19 protein-coding genes are annotated in these 19,935 nt (G+C 45.0%); 12 read left to right on the forward strand and 7 right to left on the reverse strand.

The window, feature by feature from the left end:
* Positions 1-173: 173 nt before the first annotated feature.
* The 3 genes from ACE3MZ_RS09960 to ACE3MZ_RS09970 form a co-directional block, all read right to left on the reverse strand.
* Positions 174-1,901 carry a cellulase family glycosylhydrolase gene (locus ACE3MZ_RS09960; RefSeq protein WP_411346278.1) on the reverse strand — a complete coding sequence of 576 codons (1,728 nt, stop codon included), beginning with the start codon at positions 1,899-1,901 and terminating at the stop codon, positions 174-176.
* Between the two features lie 330 nt (positions 1,902-2,231).
* Positions 2,232-2,732: a GNAT family N-acetyltransferase gene (locus ACE3MZ_RS09965; protein ID WP_411346279.1), complete on the reverse strand. Its 501-nt coding sequence runs from the start codon at positions 2,730-2,732 to the stop codon at positions 2,232-2,234.
* A 309-nt stretch (positions 2,733-3,041) separates the two neighbouring features.
* Complete coding sequence (locus ACE3MZ_RS09970; RefSeq protein WP_411346280.1) at positions 3,042-4,028, reverse strand: glycoside hydrolase family 5 protein; 987 nt, start codon at positions 4,026-4,028, stop codon at positions 3,042-3,044.
* Positions 4,029-4,297: 269 nt separating this feature from the next.
* Between ACE3MZ_RS09970 and ACE3MZ_RS09975 the strand changes: the two genes are divergently transcribed.
* From ACE3MZ_RS09975 to ACE3MZ_RS09990, 4 genes are all read left to right on the forward strand, one after another.
* Positions 4,298-4,858 carry a DinB family protein gene (locus ACE3MZ_RS09975; protein ID WP_411346281.1) on the forward strand — a complete coding sequence of 187 codons (561 nt, stop codon included), beginning with the start codon at positions 4,298-4,300 and terminating at the stop codon, positions 4,856-4,858.
* 327 nt (positions 4,859-5,185) lie between these two features.
* The gene (locus ACE3MZ_RS09980) at positions 5,186-5,812 is read left to right on the forward strand and encodes a YdcF family protein (protein ID WP_411346282.1); all 627 of its coding nucleotides are present in this window, start codon (positions 5,186-5,188) and stop codon (positions 5,810-5,812) included.
* A gap of 202 nt (positions 5,813-6,014) precedes the next feature.
* Positions 6,015-6,644 carry a hypothetical protein gene (locus ACE3MZ_RS09985; protein ID WP_411346283.1) on the forward strand — a complete coding sequence of 210 codons (630 nt, stop codon included), beginning with the start codon at positions 6,015-6,017 and terminating at the stop codon, positions 6,642-6,644.
* Between the two features lie 180 nt (positions 6,645-6,824).
* On the forward strand, positions 6,825-7,565 hold the full coding sequence (locus ACE3MZ_RS09990) for a spermidine synthase (protein WP_411346284.1): 741 nt from the start codon (positions 6,825-6,827) through the stop codon (positions 7,563-7,565).
* Between the two features lie 129 nt (positions 7,566-7,694).
* Here the strand turns inward: ACE3MZ_RS09990 and metE are convergent, their stop codons facing one another.
* A complete protein-coding gene (gene metE / locus ACE3MZ_RS09995) occupies positions 7,695-9,983 on the reverse strand; it encodes a 5-methyltetrahydropteroyltriglutamate--homocysteine S-methyltransferase (RefSeq protein ID WP_411346285.1) in 2,289 nt (762 codons plus the stop codon).
* A gap of 361 nt (positions 9,984-10,344) precedes the next feature.
* Here metE and ACE3MZ_RS10000 point away from each other — a divergent pair, with 361 nt between their 5' ends.
* The 3 genes from ACE3MZ_RS10000 to ACE3MZ_RS10010 all read left to right on the forward strand — a co-directional run bounded on the left by ACE3MZ_RS10000 (position 10,345) and on the right by ACE3MZ_RS10010 (position 12,401).
* On the forward strand, positions 10,345-10,947 hold the full coding sequence (locus ACE3MZ_RS10000) for a hypothetical protein (RefSeq protein WP_411346286.1): 603 nt from the start codon (positions 10,345-10,347) through the stop codon (positions 10,945-10,947).
* A gap of 123 nt (positions 10,948-11,070) precedes the next feature.
* Positions 11,071-11,964 carry an NAD-dependent epimerase/dehydratase family protein gene (locus ACE3MZ_RS10005; protein ID WP_411346287.1) on the forward strand — a complete coding sequence of 298 codons (894 nt, stop codon included), beginning with the start codon at positions 11,071-11,073 and terminating at the stop codon, positions 11,962-11,964.
* 56 nt (positions 11,965-12,020) lie between these two features.
* Positions 12,021-12,401 (forward strand): hypothetical protein, encoded by a 381-nt coding sequence (locus ACE3MZ_RS10010; RefSeq protein WP_411346288.1) that lies wholly within the window; start codon positions 12,021-12,023, stop codon positions 12,399-12,401.
* 3 nt (positions 12,402-12,404) lie between these two features.
* Here ACE3MZ_RS10010 and ACE3MZ_RS10015 read toward each other — a convergent pair whose 3' ends face one another.
* Positions 12,405-13,637 (reverse strand): MDR family MFS transporter, encoded by a 1,233-nt coding sequence (locus tag ACE3MZ_RS10015; RefSeq protein WP_411346751.1) that lies wholly within the window; start codon positions 13,635-13,637, stop codon positions 12,405-12,407.
* 242 nt (positions 13,638-13,879) lie between these two features.
* Between ACE3MZ_RS10015 and ACE3MZ_RS10020 the strand changes: the two genes are divergently transcribed.
* The 3 genes from ACE3MZ_RS10020 to ACE3MZ_RS10030 all read left to right on the forward strand — a co-directional run bounded on the left by ACE3MZ_RS10020 (position 13,880) and on the right by ACE3MZ_RS10030 (position 16,427).
* Positions 13,880-15,346, forward strand: a complete 1,467-nt coding sequence (locus tag ACE3MZ_RS10020) for an aldehyde dehydrogenase family protein (RefSeq protein WP_411346289.1) — start codon at positions 13,880-13,882, stop codon at positions 15,344-15,346.
* Positions 15,347-15,573: 227 nt separating this feature from the next.
* On the forward strand, positions 15,574-16,092 hold the full coding sequence (locus tag ACE3MZ_RS10025; RefSeq protein ID WP_411346290.1) for a VOC family protein: 519 nt from the start codon (positions 15,574-15,576) through the stop codon (positions 16,090-16,092).
* Positions 16,093-16,283: 191 nt separating this feature from the next.
* Positions 16,284-16,427 carry a hypothetical protein gene (locus tag ACE3MZ_RS10030; RefSeq protein ID WP_411346291.1) on the forward strand — a complete coding sequence of 48 codons (144 nt, stop codon included), beginning with the start codon at positions 16,284-16,286 and terminating at the stop codon, positions 16,425-16,427.
* A gap of 225 nt (positions 16,428-16,652) precedes the next feature.
* Here the strand turns inward: ACE3MZ_RS10030 and ACE3MZ_RS10035 are convergent, their stop codons facing one another.
* On the reverse strand, positions 16,653-17,006 hold the full coding sequence (locus tag ACE3MZ_RS10035; protein ID WP_411346292.1) for a winged helix-turn-helix transcriptional regulator: 354 nt from the start codon (positions 17,004-17,006) through the stop codon (positions 16,653-16,655).
* A 371-nt stretch (positions 17,007-17,377) separates the two neighbouring features.
* Positions 17,378-17,617, reverse strand: coding sequence for a hypothetical protein (locus tag ACE3MZ_RS10040; protein WP_367056988.1), 240 nt, complete (start codon positions 17,615-17,617; stop codon positions 17,378-17,380).
* Between the two features lie 425 nt (positions 17,618-18,042).
* Here ACE3MZ_RS10040 and ACE3MZ_RS10045 point away from each other — a divergent pair, with 425 nt between their 5' ends.
* A complete protein-coding gene (locus tag ACE3MZ_RS10045; protein WP_411346293.1) occupies positions 18,043-18,876 on the forward strand; it encodes a hypothetical protein in 834 nt (277 codons plus the stop codon).
* A gap of 202 nt (positions 18,877-19,078) precedes the next feature.
* On the forward strand, positions 19,079-19,882 hold the full coding sequence (locus tag ACE3MZ_RS10050; RefSeq protein WP_411346294.1) for an SDR family oxidoreductase: 804 nt from the start codon (positions 19,079-19,081) through the stop codon (positions 19,880-19,882).
* The last annotated feature ends 53 nt before the right edge of the window (positions 19,883-19,935 follow it).

Here is a 19,935-nt window from a genome sequence, read left to right on the forward strand (position 1 = left end):
AATAATAAATGCGATCTTTTTTCTGCATAACTTTCTGCATAAATTGTTGTATGACTTGCTGCATAACATTGGATGTTCGTACTGATCTCAAGTAATGATGCTATACAGCACATACATATTCTAAGATGAACATAAGCTAAAGCAGCCACACTGTCGATACAGACATCGCTTGCTTAGGAAGTCGTACCTGTTACAGTGCTGCCATTTTTGGTGATTTTGTACGTTACGGTTTCGCCGCTCCAGAAGTAGAATTTCAGATTGACGACGCCGTCCTGCGTTTCATTAAAGAATGCTGGTTGCAGCTTGATGCTGTTGCCGCTATAGTTCGGGCTGAAAGCGGTCTCGAATTCTTTGTACGAAGTCCAGTTTTGTGGACCAGCATTGCCGCCGGAAGCGTAAGTGGCTTCCATCGTTGCCAGTTGGTCACCATTGAATTGCGTTGGAATGCTGAACGAGCTAGTCGTTCCTTGTGCATTGCTCAATGTTGGTGTGCTGTACAGGATTACTTTGAATTTCCAATCCGCGCCTTTGTTGAATTTGGCAGTTAATGTAGCGGTTGTTCCCAATTTACCCGAAGCGACCAGTTTGGTCAGTTGTGCTGCTTTGATTGTCAGCATGCTACCACTGATGTCGTAATCCGTGCCTTTTTGCAGAATGGTATTACCTGCGCTCAAAGAAGAGAACGTATTGCCATTCAGATTCAGATTGATTTTGCGATCCTGAATGGTTGTGCCTTTTTTAACATAGATCAGATCACTTTCGGCAGTAGCGGAGCGTGTCGTCCAGCTTGTTTTGATCATATTAAAAAGTTCAGGATCAGACCACGTGAAGGCAGTACGGCTGAAATGTTGACCGTTGTCCCATAGCATAGTAGCGATTTTCTTCTGCTTGGTGTAATACCCGATATACTCGAAGAATTTTAGCTTTTCACCTTGTTCGATGACGCCAGTGCTCTTATCAAAGCCGAGCAAACCGTATTCACCAAGAATGACCGGAATGCCTTTTGCGGTAAATGTATTGTACACATTGTCAAAAGTCGTCGTAATATCCTGCTGCACTTCGCTATTGAACTTGGTGTAACCGGCGATATTCACACTGAATGGCCAGAAGCCGTAATAGTGGACAGTAGCGATAATATTGCTGTCACCCAGTTTGGAAATAGTGTTGTACAGTGCGGTCATACGAGTCTGCGTTGGCGATGCTTCTAGTGTTGACAGAACGAGTGGACGGGTTGCATTTTGTGCACCAGAAGCACGTACGATTTTGTGGAACGATACATTCAGTTCGTCCAGCAATTGTTGTTGCTTCGTTTCGTCTGTAGTACCACCATCGGTAAAGCGTGGTTCGTTAACACTTTCAAAGGACAGCTTGGAGGAGGTATTTTTGAAGCGGTCAGCAATCTGTTTCCAGACAGCATTGTAGCGCGCCAGTACGGTATCATGCTGGGATTCCATTTTGCTGATCCAAACCCAGGAATCATGATGCACATTGATCATGACGTACAGATTTTCGTTCAATGCCCAGTTAACCACTTCTTGCACACGATTCAGATAAGCCGGATCGATCGTATAGTTGGGAGCAGCGCCAATATGGGAGTCCCAGGTGACTGGAATACGGATACTTTTGTAGCCTTGAGCAGCGATCTGTTTGATAAGAGCCTGTGTAACGCGCGGATTGCCCCATGCCGTTTCATCTGCACCGACAGAATCGAGCGAGTTGCCTAGATTCCAACCCGGCTGCATAGCATCGACATACGATTGCACGCTAACAGCGGCTGCTTTTGGTTGTACAGGAACTTGTTCCTCGGTACTTGCAGCCGAAGCAAAGGAAGGCAGCAGCGATACGAGTAAGGCAGCAGCCATCGTGAAGGAGAGAAGCGATTTGGACCTGCGTTTTGTCATAATATTCTCCTTTATAATGAATTTTTAAATATTGAAAGCGCTTTCTGATTTATAAATTATCATAGTCGTTGTTTAAAAAACACCGTCATAATTGCATCTAAAATCATATGAAAATTAGTGATTTTCTAATAAAAAGATAAATATATAATATATGGGAAATGACGATGTGTATTAACGGAAGTACCACATGGGCTATACTGCAAAATAGATCATACTTAGCCTTAGATGATCCATTTACATACCAAAAAACCGGCAATCTGTGGACACAGTATATCTGTCCAATCGCCGGTTGTTGCTGTATTTATGAAAAGATAATGTATATGTTATCGATTACAAAAAAAGCACCATTAATTCCTCATCATGATACGTATTATCGATCTTGAGTGCTCGCCAATCTTTGCCATATGCTTCAAAGCCGAGTGCCATATATAGGCGTTTGGCAGGCTCGTTATGTGCCATCACGGATAAATACAGCTGCTCAATCACACCTGTGCGGCGTGCCTGTGCAATCGCTTCCTCCATTAACCGACGACCGATGCCTGAGCCGCGCTGCTCCGGTTTGACATACATCGCCACGATATTGGCACGATGGCTGAGTTTGGTTTTACTTTGTGGAATGAGCGTCACCGAGCCGATCAATTCCTGTTCAAACCAGGCACCAAGCGTCACGCGTCCTTCTGTGCCGAGCCGACGGGCGAACCGATCAAGCGGCCATGCTTGTTCTTCTTCATAACTAGAAGCAAATGCTTCCGGATACTGCGCCAGTGCCTCTAATCGAAGCTGGCGGTATGCTTCGGCATGGCTGTTATCCAGTGGATGGATATTCATCATGAGCCTCCTTTTGTCCGGTACAAATAATATGTACAAATCAATCCTGTCTATTATAGCCTGATTGGTAGGCAATTGTCTGTGTACATTTACCAATGATTTACGAAATGGGTGTAGAAATGGATCATCAATGTCCCATTCATCTCAAAATCCCCTGTTGTCGATACATCAACAGGGGATGGGAATGAAAACAAATGAGGAAGATTCTATTTTCATTTCAGCTTTGAGTGGAATCCGAATATCAAGTATGCACGATCCGATCACCATCTATACGTGTGATCGGATAATAGTTGATCCAACAAAACAGAATCGTTATTGAAAAATGCCAGCTTTTTTGGATGTTGCTTTGATGCCATTGGTATCGTTCACTACCGTATTGCCAAATGTAGTTAATGTACCGTTCGGACCGGTAGCGAGATCAAGATAACTCAGATCGCTATTGTTGCCATACCATGACCAAGCGAGCCAGCCTACTCCTTTTTGCTGACCATAGCGCATAATTGCCAGTTCATCCACATCGCCATTCGTATGCTGTCCGCCAAATTCGCCGATGATTAGCGGCAGACCTTTGTTCAGTACAGCTTCCATATTGGACTTGACGATAGCATCCGTGCCACCAGCATATTCATACATATGGATGGAGAAAATCGTATTTTTCAGCGTATCGGCGGCAAATACACTCTGACCGTAATCAACGATTGATTGCGGGTATTGTCCCCAACCAGCGGCATCGACAATTAGTGTGTTTTTGATTCCGGCATTGCGTAGCTTGGGAATTGCCTGCTTGTAACCGTCTGCCCAGGCACTGCCATTCCATGTGCCGTACCATTCGTTAGCAATATTGACGATCACGCGATCCTCTTTGCCAATCAGCGCATCCTTGATGCTGATCCAGTAATTGACGGCAGCATCGAGTGAAGCATAATCGTCTTTGCCAGTAGCATCATGCACCTCCAATACAGCAATCATTTTGTTCTGATTGACGAGCGAAATGATATTTTTGACTGATTGCACATCATCTTTGGTATATTGTACGCCGTTCGATAGCACAATACGTACGGTGTTCGCACCGGTTTTGGCGATAGCAGGGATGGCAGCGTTAAGATCATTTTTGAACCACGTATGCGAATGATTGACCCCGCGCATCACAAAGACTTTACCAGTAGAATCATATAGTTTGGTACCGTTTACATAAAAGCCTGTAGCAGCAGAAGTTGGGGCAGCGAATAACGAGATTCCACCAAACATCAGCAAGATAGTCAGTGCCGATAGCAAACTTTGACGAAGTACATTGTTCATGTGTGAGCCTCCGTATCATAATAGTTTGTGAAGTATTTACTGGTATATTTTAACATTCATGATGAGGGATAGAGTATAAAATAACAGAAACGTGTACAGACCTACTCTTCCTTATTTTTAGATCATCATGTCACATTCCGTGTTCATCCAATTAATTGTCAACAAATTGGTAACATTCATGTAAACAAAGATCACAAAATAGACATTGGCGAGGAACAGAATCCGGGTGTACACTGAGAACATACTTTTACTTACAAGGAGGAAAGACAATGGAAAATGCCCAGTTTGGCCCGCTATTTGTAGAGATTTCTGTTCATCGAATGTGTGATCTGTACCGTAACAAATGCAAGACTGCACTGGAACATATGACTCAGGAACAGCTATGGACACAGCCTTATCCCGGCGCCAATACAACCGGTGGCATTGTACTGCATGTTGCCGAGCATATTCATCGCAGTGTACTTCGTCTGAATGAACGAGAAAGTCTGCTGCCATCTGGCTTTTCCCATTACTTTCCCGATACGTATGAACAGCCAGAAGAAGTAATTGCACGCTTGGATGCAGAGCTGGCTTCGTGGACTGAATCGGTCAATCGTCTGTTGGAGCATCCGCAGCGTATTCAGCCAGATCATGTGCACGATATTTATCATTTGGTAGAGCACGCCAGTTACCATCTCGGTCAGGTCATTGATCGGGCAAAAGCGGCAAGTGGAGCGGACTTTGACTTTGCACGCAACGGTCTGAACGAACGCTATCTGCGCAGCCAGATCGACCAGAACCGCCGCCGTCAGGAGTTTCTGGCACGCAATCAGGAGATCTATACGCTATAAAATATTAGCGATAAACCATCAACCTAGTCATTACGCTGTGTAAAGTGAACAGCCAATGGTTTTATTTAATAGCAATAGCAATAGCAATAGCAATAGCAATAGCAATAGCAATAGCAATAGCAATAGCAATAGCAATAGCAAGCGGCGTTCCGGCTTTCGGATCGTCGCTTTATTATGTCCACTATGCACTGTTATCCTACTCATGAATTGCAACTTTGTTGTAAATGCCGGATAATACATAGGGACTGTTTTCGTTGATCCATGTGCAGCTTTTCGTAGAAGGATCGACGGTCATTCCAACAATACATTTGTTATGGAGAATCAATCATGCCTGAATCGACTCAACACAAACGACAGATTTACACTCGACTGGCGATGCGCGTATGTATCGCTATATTGATCGCTTATATCGCATTGTTTGCCTTTTCTGCTTATTCCATTTGGAACTTTGCGGATAAAAATCAGGTGGCGACAACAGATGCTGCGGTCGTGCTTGGTGCAGCCGTAACTGACGGTCAGCCTTCGCCTGTATTCCGCGAACGTATCAATCATGGGATTTGGCTATATCAACAAGGCTTGGCGTCCAAGCTGATCTTTACCGGTGGTACAGATGAAGATGGACAACCGTCCGAGGCGGAAGTAGCACGTACGTATGCGATCAGTAAAGGCGTAAAAGCCGCCGATATCTACACCGATACTACATCTCGTTACACTTCGGAAAATATCCAGCATGCTGCCACTATTGCCAGCGCACATCAATTGCAAAAGCTGACCATCGTCAGTGATCCACTGCATATGAAGCGGGCGATGCTGATGGCGAAGATCGACGGACTGAAAGCCCACTCCTCGCCAACGACAACATCTGCTTATACCAGTCTAAGCAGTAAAATCCCATTTTTATTACGGGAGACGTTCTATTACACCGGGTATCTGATTACGGTTCCTTTTCGCTAATATATTATCGATCTGTAGCGATACAGAATGGTAATCCTTCACATCAACATAGGTAGGAAACGATATTCAAATCCAGTGATTGGTTGCTAATACATGCAGGTTAATAAAGGCAGTATACGTATTTGCTGAAACTATCTAGCTGTTTGCTCAATCTACCTTTCTATTAAGAAGGTCGTGTATCAAACACATTGGAGGAACGTACATGCGCTATGTACTGCTGATTGTCTGGCTTGGATTTATCGGATATGCGTTTTTACTGGCACCGGACACCGTCGGTCCTGATCCGTACTTGCGATCTTTACTAACTTTGCAATCAGATGAGCCGTCCTTGCTGGCGATGTTCACGCTGCTCGGTTTATTTCCGTTATCGTATGCGTGTCTGCTGCTGCGCACGGATGATCGTGTAGTGCCCGCGTGGCCGTTTGTGATCGGATCGTTTGCGCTCGGTGCATTTGCTTTGTTGCCGTATTTTATTGTAACTGCTTCTGGAAAATGGGGAGAACGTACTCACCGCATCCGTACAGCAGATTCGATTCGCCGAAGCACCGAAGGGGCGGCTACGCATTGGATTTTGCTAATACTGACTGTGTTTGTGATGGGATATGGTTTGCTTGGCGGTCATGGAGCGGCGTATCACCAGGCATTTGATACATCGGCATTTGTGCATACGATGACGATTGATTTTGTGATTCTGACGATAGTATCTGTCTATGCGATTCATGTGGATGAGCGTATGCAGCGTCAGCCCGCAGGCTTGGCGTGGATCGGCTTGATCCCGATTGTTGGACTATTGCTGTATGTATGGCGGACAAGAGAACCGGTACAATCGTAATGGAACATATGTCAGCAAAATCAAATATACTGGAACAGAAGGTGCCTTTGCTGATATGCTCAGTGATGCACCTTTTGTATTAACTACGTCATTTATGATGCTGGAACAGCAGTTTTAACTGGATATTATCTTACTGGATACTACATATCCTATACTTGTTATGCGAAGGAGACAGCCGTCGTGAATATTTTACATCGTCAATCCAGTGCGTATGAGCAGATTATTGTGTACGAAACGGATCGACTTTATGAGGAAAAGGGTCATTTTCGCGTGTTGCAATTTGCCAATGCAGATGTGCAGGGAGCGCTTGATCTCAATGATCCACAGCGGATCGTCTTTGAGTATCCGCGTGCGATTATTCATCTGCTGGAACATAATGTGCAGGAGCTAGAGCGGCTATACATTATCGGTCAGGGGATTGGTACGCTAGGGAATTATTTTGCCGATCGTGACGTACAGATTGCTGAGCTGGATGTAGAGGTAGCTCGTCTGAGTGTAAAATATTTTGGCTGTAACGCGGAACATATTCTGATCGGAGATGGGCGCGGCATTTTGTCGATGCAGCCGGATCAGCATTATGATGGGATCGTATTGGATGCGTTTGGCGAAACTGGGACGCCTCTGCATCTCGTTTCGCTGGAATGTCTGTATCTCATGCGGAGCAAGCTGCATGATGCCGGTTATATCATTATGAATCTGATCGGGCGAGGACCGAATGATAGGCGGCTTCATGCGATTTATACAACATTGTGTGAAGTGTTTGCGTATGTGCAATGCTTTCAATTGCCAGTGGAAAAGAACAGCGATGTGCGCAATATCATCATGATGGCTGGTAGCGCTCCGATTCGCTACCAGCTACGTCAAATGGCAGGTTTTACGGTGATGCAGCCAGAAATAGCGTACGTTTTGTATGATGAATAGAGTCATGGCGAGGATAGTGCACAAATTGGATACTAGAATGAAAAATCGGCAGCGACTCAAACAGTCGCTGCCGATTTCTTTATATTCATAACCAATCATAGCATACCTGCATTCATCAAAACGATGAACTTATACGTTCACTTCTTGCTCCTGACCGAGTTGACGGCGAATATCGTGAGCGGCTTCAACCATCAGCTTCAAGGCAGCAACCGTTTCTGGATGCTGACGTGTTTTCAGACCGCAGTCTGGATTGATCCAGAACAGCTTTGGATCAAGAACACGCAGGGCGCGCTCAATCAATTGTACAATTTCTTCTTTTGCCGGTACACGCGGGCTATGGATATCGTATACACCAAGACCGATGCCTTTGTCATATCCGTGCACTTCAAACGAAGAGATCAGCTCGCCGTGACTGCGTGATGTCTCAATCGAGATCACGTCTGCGTCCATCGCTTTAATTGCGTCGATAATATCGTGGAATTCCGAGTAGCACATGTGCGTATGAATCTGGGTCGTTTCTTTCACCGCAGCAGTGGAGAGACGGAAGGAGCCAACGGCCCAATCCAGATATTCCTGCCATTTGGAACGTTTGAGTGGCAGACCTTCACGCAATGCTGGCTCATCCACCTGAATCATCTCAATACCAGCAGCTTCGAGCGCCAGAATCTCTTCCGAGATCGCGCGCGCAATTTGATATGATACTTGACTGCGCGCAATATCGTCACGAACGAACGACCAGTTGAGAATTGTTACCGGACCGGTCAGCATGCCTTTTACCGGCTTGGAAGTTAATGATTGCGCATATTTCGTTTCTTTGACCGTCATTGGCTCGATAAAATGTACATTGCCGTAAATAACGGGCGGTTTGACGCAACGGGAACCGTACGACTGCACCCAGCCGTTTTTGGTAAAAGCAAATCCGCCTAGCTGCTCACCGAAAAATTCAACCATATCGGTACGTTCAAACTCACCATGCACCAGTACATCCAGACCAAGTTCCTCTTGAATATCGATCCATTCACGGATTTCATTTTGTACGAATTGCTCATATTGTTCTGGTGTCCATTCACCGGTTCTCCACAGACGACGAGCACGACGCACTTCTACCGTTTGCGGGAAGCTTCCGATTGTTGTAGTTGGCAGCACAGGCAATTTCCATTTCTCATCATGGATACTGCGGCGCTCGTCGAAGTGTACATTACGATCAGCACTTTGCTGCGAATCCGGCTCCAGCGCTGTACGCCATTCGGAAGAAGCAAGACGGGATACGGCTTGACGACTTTGATCCAATTCCGATTGCACAGCAGCTCCGCCAATATTGGCAGCACGAGTTAGCAGCGCCAGTTCTTCCAGCTTCTGATCGGCAAAGGCAAGTGCATCGCGTAATACTGGCTTTAGCGACGTTTCGTGAACCGTTGTTACCGGAACAAATTGTAGGCTGGCAGATGGTTGCAACAAGATGCGGTCACGGGATACCGTTTGAGCGATCACGTTGATCAGACCCAGCTTCTCCTCCAGATTGGAGCGCCAGATGTTACGACCGTCGATCAGACCGACACCGATTACTTTATCTTCAGGGAAGCCCCAATCATCAAGGGAATTCAGATTCTGCTCCAGACCGTATACAAAGTCCAGACCAATTCCCTGTACCGGCAGATCGATCAATTTCCCGAATCCGTCCACACCTTCAAAATACGTTTGCAATAGCAAATTGGTCTGTTTGGAAGCTTCATTGAGCTGGGTGTATGCTTCCTGCACCAGTGCCCATTCATCAGCGGATACGTCCAGTGCCAACGATGGCTCGTCGATCTGCACCCAGTTTGCGCCAGCTTGATTCAGCTCGCTCAATACTTGTGCATACAGTGGAACCAGTTTGTTCAGCCAACTAGCGAATTCGTCAGCTTCGTAGCCCTTGGATAATTTGAGGAACGTATACGGACCGAGAATGACTGGCTTCGCTTCAATACCCAGCTCTTGCTTCGCTTCCAAATACAACTTCAACGGACGGTTCTCCGTCAATTGCGGAGTCAGACCACTCAGTTCCGGTACGATATAGTGGTAGTTCGTATTGAACCATTTTGTCATTTCACCAGCTGCTGCGTCTTTCGTACCGCGGGCGATACCGAAGTATTGCTCCAATGTCACTTCGCCGCCGCTATAACCGAAACGGGATGGCACCAGACCGAATGTGACGGCTGTATCCAGTACATGATCATAATATGAGAAATCGCCAACCGGGATCAGGTCGATGCCGGATTGCTGTTGCTTGCGCAGATGATTCAGACGCAATTCCTTCATTGTGGATAAGAACGTTTCTTTGTCGCTTTTCCCACTCCAATAGCTTTCCAGTGTTTTCTTCCATTCGCGATGTTCACCGAGACGTGGGTAACCGAGGTTGCTGCTAAGTACTCTTGGCATAATTAATTCCTCCTGAGATATGAATGTGATAGCGATTCAGCATGTGATCGCTGTGGTTGCTTATGATATTACATGATCCTGTCGTAATGTGGTTATACGTTTTGGCTATACCATTTCATAGTATGGAACGATAACGAAGCCAAAACCGTGCAAACCGGGCGGTTATGTTTTGCTTTTGGAAAACCGCTCAAGCGGTGGTACACTAAGAAAGTTCAGCATTGTGATCCTCTGTTATATGCTCTTGCTATAACTGCATAGCAATTCCATGCATTTGATCGGGTTTATGACGGTTTATGAGATGAATGAGGTATATAACAGAGTCATATGCACGGAAAAGAAGAGAAAAGAAAGGGGAGCAGGAATGAGCTTTTTGTATTTTTTCTGGGGATTTTTGTGTCAGTGGGGATTAGGGCTGATCACTTCAATCTTTAGTGTGTCGGGATTGACGGGTGATTGGATTGATCATCTACCATTACTTATTGGCTATTTGTTATTTTTTATTGGATTTACCAAAATGCAGACGTTATCTCCGATACTGGGTAAAGGAAAATGGGGGGCATTGATTCTGATGGTATTATCCATCGTTCAGATGCTGATCCCTGCTGGTAATGGCATGACCAATCAGTCGCTGCTCGGAACCGTACTAACGGTAGTCGTTATTTTGCCGGAAATGTATATGATCTATCATCTATGTACTGGCATCTCGCAGATGGCGGATCATCAATTGCAACCAGATTTGCGAGATACAGCGCAAAAGCGCTGGCGTTTATTTATCTACTGTCAGGTGACGATTGTGCTGGCGCTACTGACTGGGTTATTTGCCGATGTTACACAGCCGAATGCTTGGACAGTCGTAACTGGCGTGCTGAGTCTAATGTATGTAGTGCTGAATCTGGTTGTGTACATTCTGATGGTAACGCTAGTCTGGAAAGCACATAAGCAATTGGAACTGGCACCACAATAACACGTTTTTACTGCATGCGTATCTTAATGCAGCCATAATTCGTTTACCTTGTATAGAAGGAATAGCATAAGCCAATAGACAATCACTATTGTATGCTGATCAGAACAGGGAGGATGCAAATCAATGACAAATGTACTCGTACTCGGTGGAACACGCTTTTTTGGTAAAGATCTGGTGGAATTGCTGCTGGACAAGGGAGTAGATGTCACACTATTGACACGCGGTCAGACCACAGACGATTTTGGGGATGAGGTGCGACGATTGGTGGCGGATCGTACCGATGCGAACGCATTGCGTGAAGTGATCGGTAGTCAAACGTATGATATCGTATATGACAATATTTGTTATAACGCACAGGAAGCGCGTGAAGCAGTGAGTATATTTGCTGGTAAAGTAGGGCGTTATGTCGTTACCTCTTCACTATCCGTTTACGATTATGGCAGTACATCGCTGTCTGAGGAGCAGGTGGATACGTATCATTATGATATCGATCCAGATCCTGATGCCAAGCTTGATTATGCAGAAGGCAAGCGGCAGGTAGAAGCTGTCTTTTTCCAGCAGGCAGATTTTCCAGTGGCAGCTGTACGTTTCCCCATTGTGCTAGGACCGAATGATTATACGAAAAGACTCCATTTCCATGTAGGACGCATACTGCGCGGCGAGAAGATTGTGATCTCCAATCCCGATACCGTGATGAATTATATTCATGAACAAGAAGCAGCAGAATTTCTATACTGGTTAGGGCTGGATTCTGAGCTAACAGGTCCAGTCAATGCACGCTCTGACGGCGAACTGAGCTTGCTGGAAACGATCAATCTGATTGAACAGGAAACGGGCTGTAAAGCGGTTGTATCCAGTAAAGGTGAGGAATCAGAGCAATCACCATTTGCTGCACCGGATTCATGGGTTATGGATACATCCAAAGCATACAATGCAGGCTTCCGCTTTTACCAATTGTCTGAATGGTTCCCATTACTCGTTAGCCACGTTGCGGGTGAAGAAAAAGGTGCGTTGTAATAGAACAGAGAGAATGAGAGAAAAGAAGTGAGTTTAGGGAAATGAGGAGTTTCGACATGAAGAAAAACCGAATCAGCAATGACCTGTTCGCTGGCGATGTGCCGTTAGTCGATGGAATCATCGAACAGGTCGTGCTGTTAATGGACGAGGCGAAGGTATATTTTACAACCGATAGCGGCAGCAAAGCGGTGTTTACATTTCACCAAACGCTGTCGGTATGGGATCGTCGTTCAGCAGGGCAGGAGATTGGCGGCATGGGGACGCTGCCGATCCAATATTGCGGGTTGCTGCTACGCGAACGTTTGTTAAACGATGTACAAGCAGGTGAGCTAGAGCAGCAGACGCTGGATGATGCATCGGTGTACTCTTTTATCAATAGCTGGAACGAGGAGCCGATTCTGGAAATCGTTGCCGCAGAAATGACAATAAGCAGCTGAATCTCAGCTGCTTTCTTTTTGCTGTCGTACAAGAAGATAACGATAAGCAGCAATGAACAACGGAATACCGGGTGCGCAACCAATCGCCAGCCATAGGAAAATAAACACACCTTGCGTCGCTCCCAGACGATCCAGCAGCATGCCACCCATAATCGGCGCCAGTACATTGCCCAGATTGTTAAACCCGATCGTACCAAAATACGTGCCTTTCCATTCCGGTTGTGCAATGCGATCAATAAACACATCCATCATCGTAAACAACAACACTTCCCCCATCGTGAACAGTATCGTTACGATCAGAAATTCAGTCAACGATGTACACATCCCGTACAGCACCAATCCGATACAGATCAGTACATTGCCTGTAATTAACGATACCGCCGGAGAGAAGTGTGATACATAGCCGATTAACGGATATTGAATCATTAGCACCGTTATCGCATTCAGCGTGAGCATATAAGCAAACCAACGACTGCCTTCACCTGCTGATAGATTTGGCAACAGCGCCATATATTGCGGCAAGGTAGAATTGAGATGCCCATAACCAAGTACCGCAAAGATCATTCCGAGCAGTACATAGCGGAATACCGAATCTTGATATACTGCCTGCATAGCCTTGCGCATAGTGATGGTCGTAGATACTTGATTGCCCTTCTGTGCAACCGCAATAGCAGGATATCGCCGAAATTGCAGTACGAGAATAAGAGAGTAGATCAGATATATCCCGCCTGCTACTAGAAAAGCCGTTCCCGAAGTGCTTGAACCCATCCATACGCCAAGTAACGGTCCGACTACAATGCCGAGGTTGACCGCCGTATATCGCAGATTGAATACGAGTACCTTCTGCTCTGGCGGTGTTACGTCTGACAGCAATGCCCGTGACGCTGGTTCAAACAACGAACGACATATCCCATTCAACATATTCAATACGAAAAACATCCACACCGCCGTCGCTCCGGCAAACGCGATCCATACAATGGTCCAGCACACAATCGCGATTAGCATGACGCGCTGTTTACCTATTTTGTCCGATACATACCCACCATAAAAGCTGGCAAAAACGCCGACCAATGAACTCACCGCAACCGTCACACCGGTAGCCGTTGGCGTTGCCCCAAGCGTAGTCGTCAAATAAATTGCCAGAAATGGCAGACTCATGGACGTGGACATCCTTGCAAATAATGTGCCAATAATTATTGTCCAGGCAAGCGGATGAAGGGTACGTAATGTACGTATATGCCAAACATTCAAACCTGATCCGCTCCATTATTAGAAATTTTCATGTCATTTATGCTACTCATTGTACCACTATACCACTTCAACTTCTCATCATCCTCTTGCTGTTTGTCTTCCGTAATATACGGGTAAAGGATACCCAGGTGCTTTTAAAATGGTAATGTACTAACTTATAGTTATTTAATCGGTTAGCAGATAAAGATAGAGCATCGTGTGGACTTACTTTAAAGGAGGATGACATCATGACACTGGTACAATCGAAATTTGCAAAATGGAACAAGCAGTTTATCGCAGGTGAGTGGGTAGAAGGCACATCGGATAAAACGATCAAAAATATCAATCCATACAATGGAGAATTACTAGTAGAAATGAAAGCATCCAGTGAAGATGATTTGGATAAAGCATATAAAACAGCTCATACAGCAGGTCAAGAATGGGCGAAGACCGCACCAGGCGTACGTGCACAGGTCATGTACAAAGCCGTTCAACAAATCGACGAGCGCAAAGACGAAATTGTAGAGCTACTAATCACCGAATCCGGTAGTACACGGATCAAGGCAGAACGTGAATGGATGGCAGCGCGTCGTGTTGTTGAAGAATCCGCTTCCTTCCCTTACCGGGCGAAAGGCGAGATTATTGGCTCCGATACACCAGGCAAAGAAAATCGCGTCGTTCGTGAAGCCAAAGGCGTAATCGGTATGATCGGTCCATGGAACTTCCCGCTTCATCTCTGTATGCGTTCTGTAGCTCCGGCACTTTCTCTCGGTAATGGTGTCGTCATCAAGCCTGCTTCAGACACTCCGATTACTGCCGGGCTGCTCATTGCTGATATTTTTGAGAAAGCAGGTCTGCCAAAAGGTGTACTTAGCGTCGTAAGCGGCAGTGGTAGCGAGATTGGCGATGCGTTTGTCAAACATCCAATTCCCAAATTGATTTCCTTCACCGGATCAACTGAAGTTGGACGCGGTATTGGTAAACTGGCGGGTGAGAATCTGAAAGACGTCGCGCTGGAACTAGGTGGCGATAATGCCATGATTGTACTGGACGATGCCGATATTGATCGCGCTGTTGAAGCTGCGGCATTCGGCAAGTTTTTCCACCAAGGACAAATTTGTATGGCGCTGAACCGAATCATTATCGACGATTCCATTTACGATACATTTACCGATAAATTTGTAGCCAAAGTGAAAGCATTACCATATGGCGATCCATCTGACAAACAAACAGTTGTCGGTCCGCTTATTCATGAAAAAGAAGTGGAACGCCTGCTGGAAGTGATCGACAAAGCGCAGCAGCATGGCGCAAAACTGCTGTATGGCGGCAAAGCCGACGGTAGCGTATTGCAACCAACTGTACTGAGCGAAGTAAAAGAAGACAATCCAGCTGCCCAAAAAGAACTGTTTGGTCCTGTTGCCTTACTGATTCGCGCCAAAGACGAACAGGATGCTCTGCGCATTATGAATAGCAGCGAATACGGATTGAGCGGTTCTGTATTCACGACCAATCTGGATCGTGGCTATCAGGTGGCACAACAGATGGAGACTGGTATGATTCATGTTAACGACCAATCTGTTAACGATGAAGCGCATGTCATGTTCGGCGGTGAGAAGGCATCCGGTGTCGGTCGTTTTGGCGGCGACTGGGCAATCGACAAATTTACCCGCACCCGCTGGATCAGCGTACAGCATCAATACCGTGATTTCTTTTAACTAGTAATAACAAGGTCAACACCTAAACACGAATCACAATACCAACACCAAATAGACTATTTTTAGGTTGGTTGGACATAGCTATACATCGTATTGCGATATTATGTATACCGGCAGTGCTATCCCATCGTACGGGCGTGCACTGCTGGTATTTCTGTTGTTCCCATATGCATGATTTCAAGCAGATAACATAAACATAAAACAAATAGACGAAAGGGTGGATAGGCATGACACGAGGAATTGATCATATTGGGATTACCGTACCTAATATCGAACAAGCGACTTTGTTTTTTGAACAGGCATTTGACGCGAAATTGGCATACGAAAATATCGGACAAAAGGATGCCCCGCAGGAAGGCAGTGGAATTGAACAGAAATTGGGTTTGCCACAAGGAACTAAAGTGCTTCGTATTCGCATGCTGAGTATCGGTCACAGTGCAGGCATAGAACTGTTCCAATTTGTGCATACGCATCAGCAGCGTCCTGCGCTTGCGAGCGATTATGGGTTGCAGCATGCAGCATTTTATGTAGACGATATTCATGAGGCTACTGCACGTTTTGAAGCAGCAGGTGGTGAATTGTTAAGCACGCCGTCACCACTGTCGGGAGACATTGAGAGTGGAGAAGGCAATATGTTTGTATATGGTCGTACTCCATGGGGAATGGTGATCGAATTGATCTGCTATCCGGCAGGTATTCAATATCCTTCGGATAGTCAAGCAGAGCGTTTTACACCCGGTAAGTAAGTCCATAGTCTATAGTATGGCTCACAAGCAAGACGGCAAATAGACTGTAAAAATAGGACTGTTTTAACCTTATTGTAACCTATAAAACAGTTTAATATTTCGGGGAAAAGGTTATTAATGGATACCGGAACATTTTGGCAACCATTTGCCGGAAAGAATACTTTGGCGACTGAATAAAGGGGTGAGCAGGCATGTCTATTGATCGTTTTATACTGGAAAAGCTCGGTCGGGAGGCGGATGAACATACACGTACGAATCTGTTGCGGCTGTTCATTATTCGTATTCGCAGAGCGGAAAAAATCGAAGCCGGCCGATCCAAAACACTGATCAGCTAGCGATCGCATCCTGCCACAACACTAGCAGCCTAATCCAACCACTGAACCTTATGCAACGAATCGCTCGTATCTCGTATGATGATGTTATCTATGATGGATCTATAGCAATCGCAGATCCCTTTTATATGTAGCATACGAAGAGTAAGATCACAACAACTCATACTAACGCAAAACAACCGACTTTCCCTAAGGAAGGTCGGTTATTTCTATTGTGGCAGGTTTCTGCTATTTGGCAACTTCACTATATTCGGTATCTGCGCATTGGCTAGCTGGTTGAACCCAATCTTGGGACCAATCCTGAATGCCGCGAATTACGGTTTCCAGCGCCAGACCTTTGGAAGTTAATTCGTATTCAATGCGTACAGGCGTTTCCGGATAGACATGACGAACAACCATTCCTTCATGCTCCAGATCCTTCAAACGCTCTGATAACAAACGACCGCTTACAGGAAGCGACGACTGGATCGAACAAAAGCGTTGGGGACCATTCAACAACTGATAAATGATCAGACCATTCCAGCGTTTACTTAAAATCTGCATCCCTTTTTCAAATCGGGGACAAAGCATTGATGTATCCATCTATATCACCTCTTTTGTAAACTTATTATAGCACATAATATACATTTGATACAGACTAACTTTTTGGTTATGAGATAACTTTACGGTTATTTCTTTTGAAAAGACACCAAATTACTTAAAGTTAACTTGTTCTTCATTCGGTATGTCTCCATAGTAACATAGATTTTACGTATAATTGATAGTTTGACATAAAAATGCCGAATTCCTGCTCCTATGATGGATTGACAGAAATTCGGCATTGGAATTGCATCCTATCTTATTATGTAGGTTGACTCTATTCACTCAAAAACAGAAAGGGCCGTGCGGAAAATCAGTCCGGTTCCCAGGCCCGTCAATGCAACGTAATACGTATGTTCTTTCTTTGATCTAACTCAGTAAAGCGATAATGCAAGCGTATCACTTTCACGGTAAGTATGCAGAATTGCTTCGGAGCCGATAACCTCGATACTGATCACAGTGTTCAAACAGTTTTTAATCATCTTTTTGCCGTTTGTAATTTTACTCTCAAGGGTTCTGCGCAGCAATCGCAATAATTTGGATACTGGCTGTGTATTATCGGCGTTAAAGTAAACGGGCACCATTTTGTCCTCTAACAGAATTGTCGTTTTCACTATTAATCACCTCATTAGTATGATAAATAATTCACAGTTAACGGTAAAGCCAATGTCGCTGTTCCTTTGGGGTTGGGGGTACTACCTATCCGCTAACTTGAGTTTATTGTAATCACCTTTCCTTAAAGAAAACTTAAAAGAACCTGATATTCACCTAAAACATTGTTCTTTTTTGATCAAGAAGACATCAAATCCTCATAAACATGGCATGATTAATAACGTTAACTTTCATTTGAAATACAGAAATATATGCGAACACTACATAACAATAGAGAAATATTTGAAAATAATTGACAAAAATAAGTCTATAGTGCTACATTTAAATGGGAAATAAGAACCATAAAACTATTTTTGATGAACGTGAATGCCCTTTTATATAGATATAAAAGCTTACATGTCATTATTGGAGGGAGAACATCCGCCATATGTTTGCCTTGGACGTTTTAAATGGCAAAAAGCTGATGCTGACGGAGAAGGAACTTTCTTTTCTGGCGGGTACGATGGGATTCAGCCGTTTATCGGGTTTGCATCCGTCATCTGTACCAGATCAGGGAGAAGAATGGATGAATGGGCTGAAACAGGTGGGTGTATCCCTGTTACAAAAAGGCTATATCAGCGGAAACGAACTGGAGAAGCTGCTTGCCTCATCACCATCTAGCGATTCAGAGTCTGTTTTTGCTACTGCGTATACATGCGGTTGTTGCTTGCGGTGCAGTTTTCCAGCCAACGAACAAGAACCGGTGATACAAACGCATTACTATTTAAATAAAGATGGAATTTTTGAGATTAAGCCTGCCGCAGGTATGAGTGGTCAGTACGAAATGGAACGCGCTGGTGCATTGGAGCAGGCAGATGAACTGGTATTGCAGCCATTACAATTAAATTGTTATCCAGCTGCGGAGATGCCAGCATTATCGTTTTCGAGACAATGGTTTGATGAGCATGTGCATCTGCGAGACTTGTTATATTTGCCAGAGATGACTACAGAACTATTTGCCATGACTGGCGATGAAGAAGGAGCAGGGCTATTTGCAGGTGTGATTGCCGATAATCGTCTCTATGCAGAATTGCAATTTGCCTGCTGGACGGAAGAAGGCTGGTCAAGACAGCACGCAGTACTATTAGCAGATGACAATACCAATTGGATTGTAAGGCAGCTGAATCGTCAGGAAAGTGATTGGGTGATCGCAGTACCATTGGATCGCGAACATTTTCATACGATTTTGCTAGATTGGATGGAGCAGTCAACCAACAGATAAGGTATAGCATATTGAAAAGTTGAAAAGCCGGATCGGGAATTTTACTAACCGATCCGGCTTTTTGCTGTGAATCATTGATCATTTTCGTTTAAATACCGTTCAATTATGTAGGATTGTGATTATAATGGTAACGGTTTGGGGTAATTGTTGGAGCGAGATAATTAGCATTTGCCATTAACTCATCCGAAGGAGTGAAATAAATATGGAACAAACCATCAATCCGCAGCGTTTTGCAGGACAGGTTGCCTTTATCAGCGGTGCAGGCTCAGGAATCGGCCGCGCAAGCGCACTCCGATTTGCCGCTCATGGTGCAAAAGTAATTATTTGCGATGTATCCGAAGAGCGCATTCGTGAGACAGAGGATGAGATCAATCATGTGTATCCTGACTCTGCCAAAGCTTTTGTTGCTGATATTGCTGATGAAGAACAGGTTAAGGCAGCGGTACAGCAAGGAGCGGAACATTTTGGCAGTTTGGATATCGTATTTGCCAATGCGGGTATCAATGGAACAGTAGCACCGATTGACAAGATTGGTTACGAAGACTGGCAGCGTACTATTAATACGAATCTGGGCGGTACCTTTCTGACTGTCAAATATGCGCTTCCCTATATGAAAGAACAGGGCGGTAGCATCGTAATTACTAGCTCCATCAATGGTAACACGACATTTGCTAGCTTCGGGATGTCAGCGTATAGTTCGTCCAAAGCAGCGCAGGTCGCTTTTGCCAAAATGGCAGCGCTGGAACTGGCGCAATTCCGTATTCGAGTCAATGTGATCTGTCCAGGTGCGATCTCTACCAATATTGATCAAAGTACCGAACGCAATGAACTGGTGGAGAAGATTGCCATTCCAATCGAATTCCCGAATGGACGTCAGCCATTAGCAGGGCAATCCGGTTCGGTCGACAATGTAGTGGATCTGGTTACATTCTTATCTTCATCCGAAGCTTCTCATATTACAGGAGCACAGATTGTCATCGATGGCGCAGAATCACTGCTTTGTTGATTGATTTGTTACTGTGTGTTGCTAATACATGTATATCATAATGATTGAAATGG

Source organism: Paenibacillus sp. WLX1005 (assembly GCF_046603685.1).
In the GTDB taxonomy this organism is placed as follows: Bacteria; Bacillota; Bacilli; order Paenibacillales; family Paenibacillaceae; genus Saccharibacillus.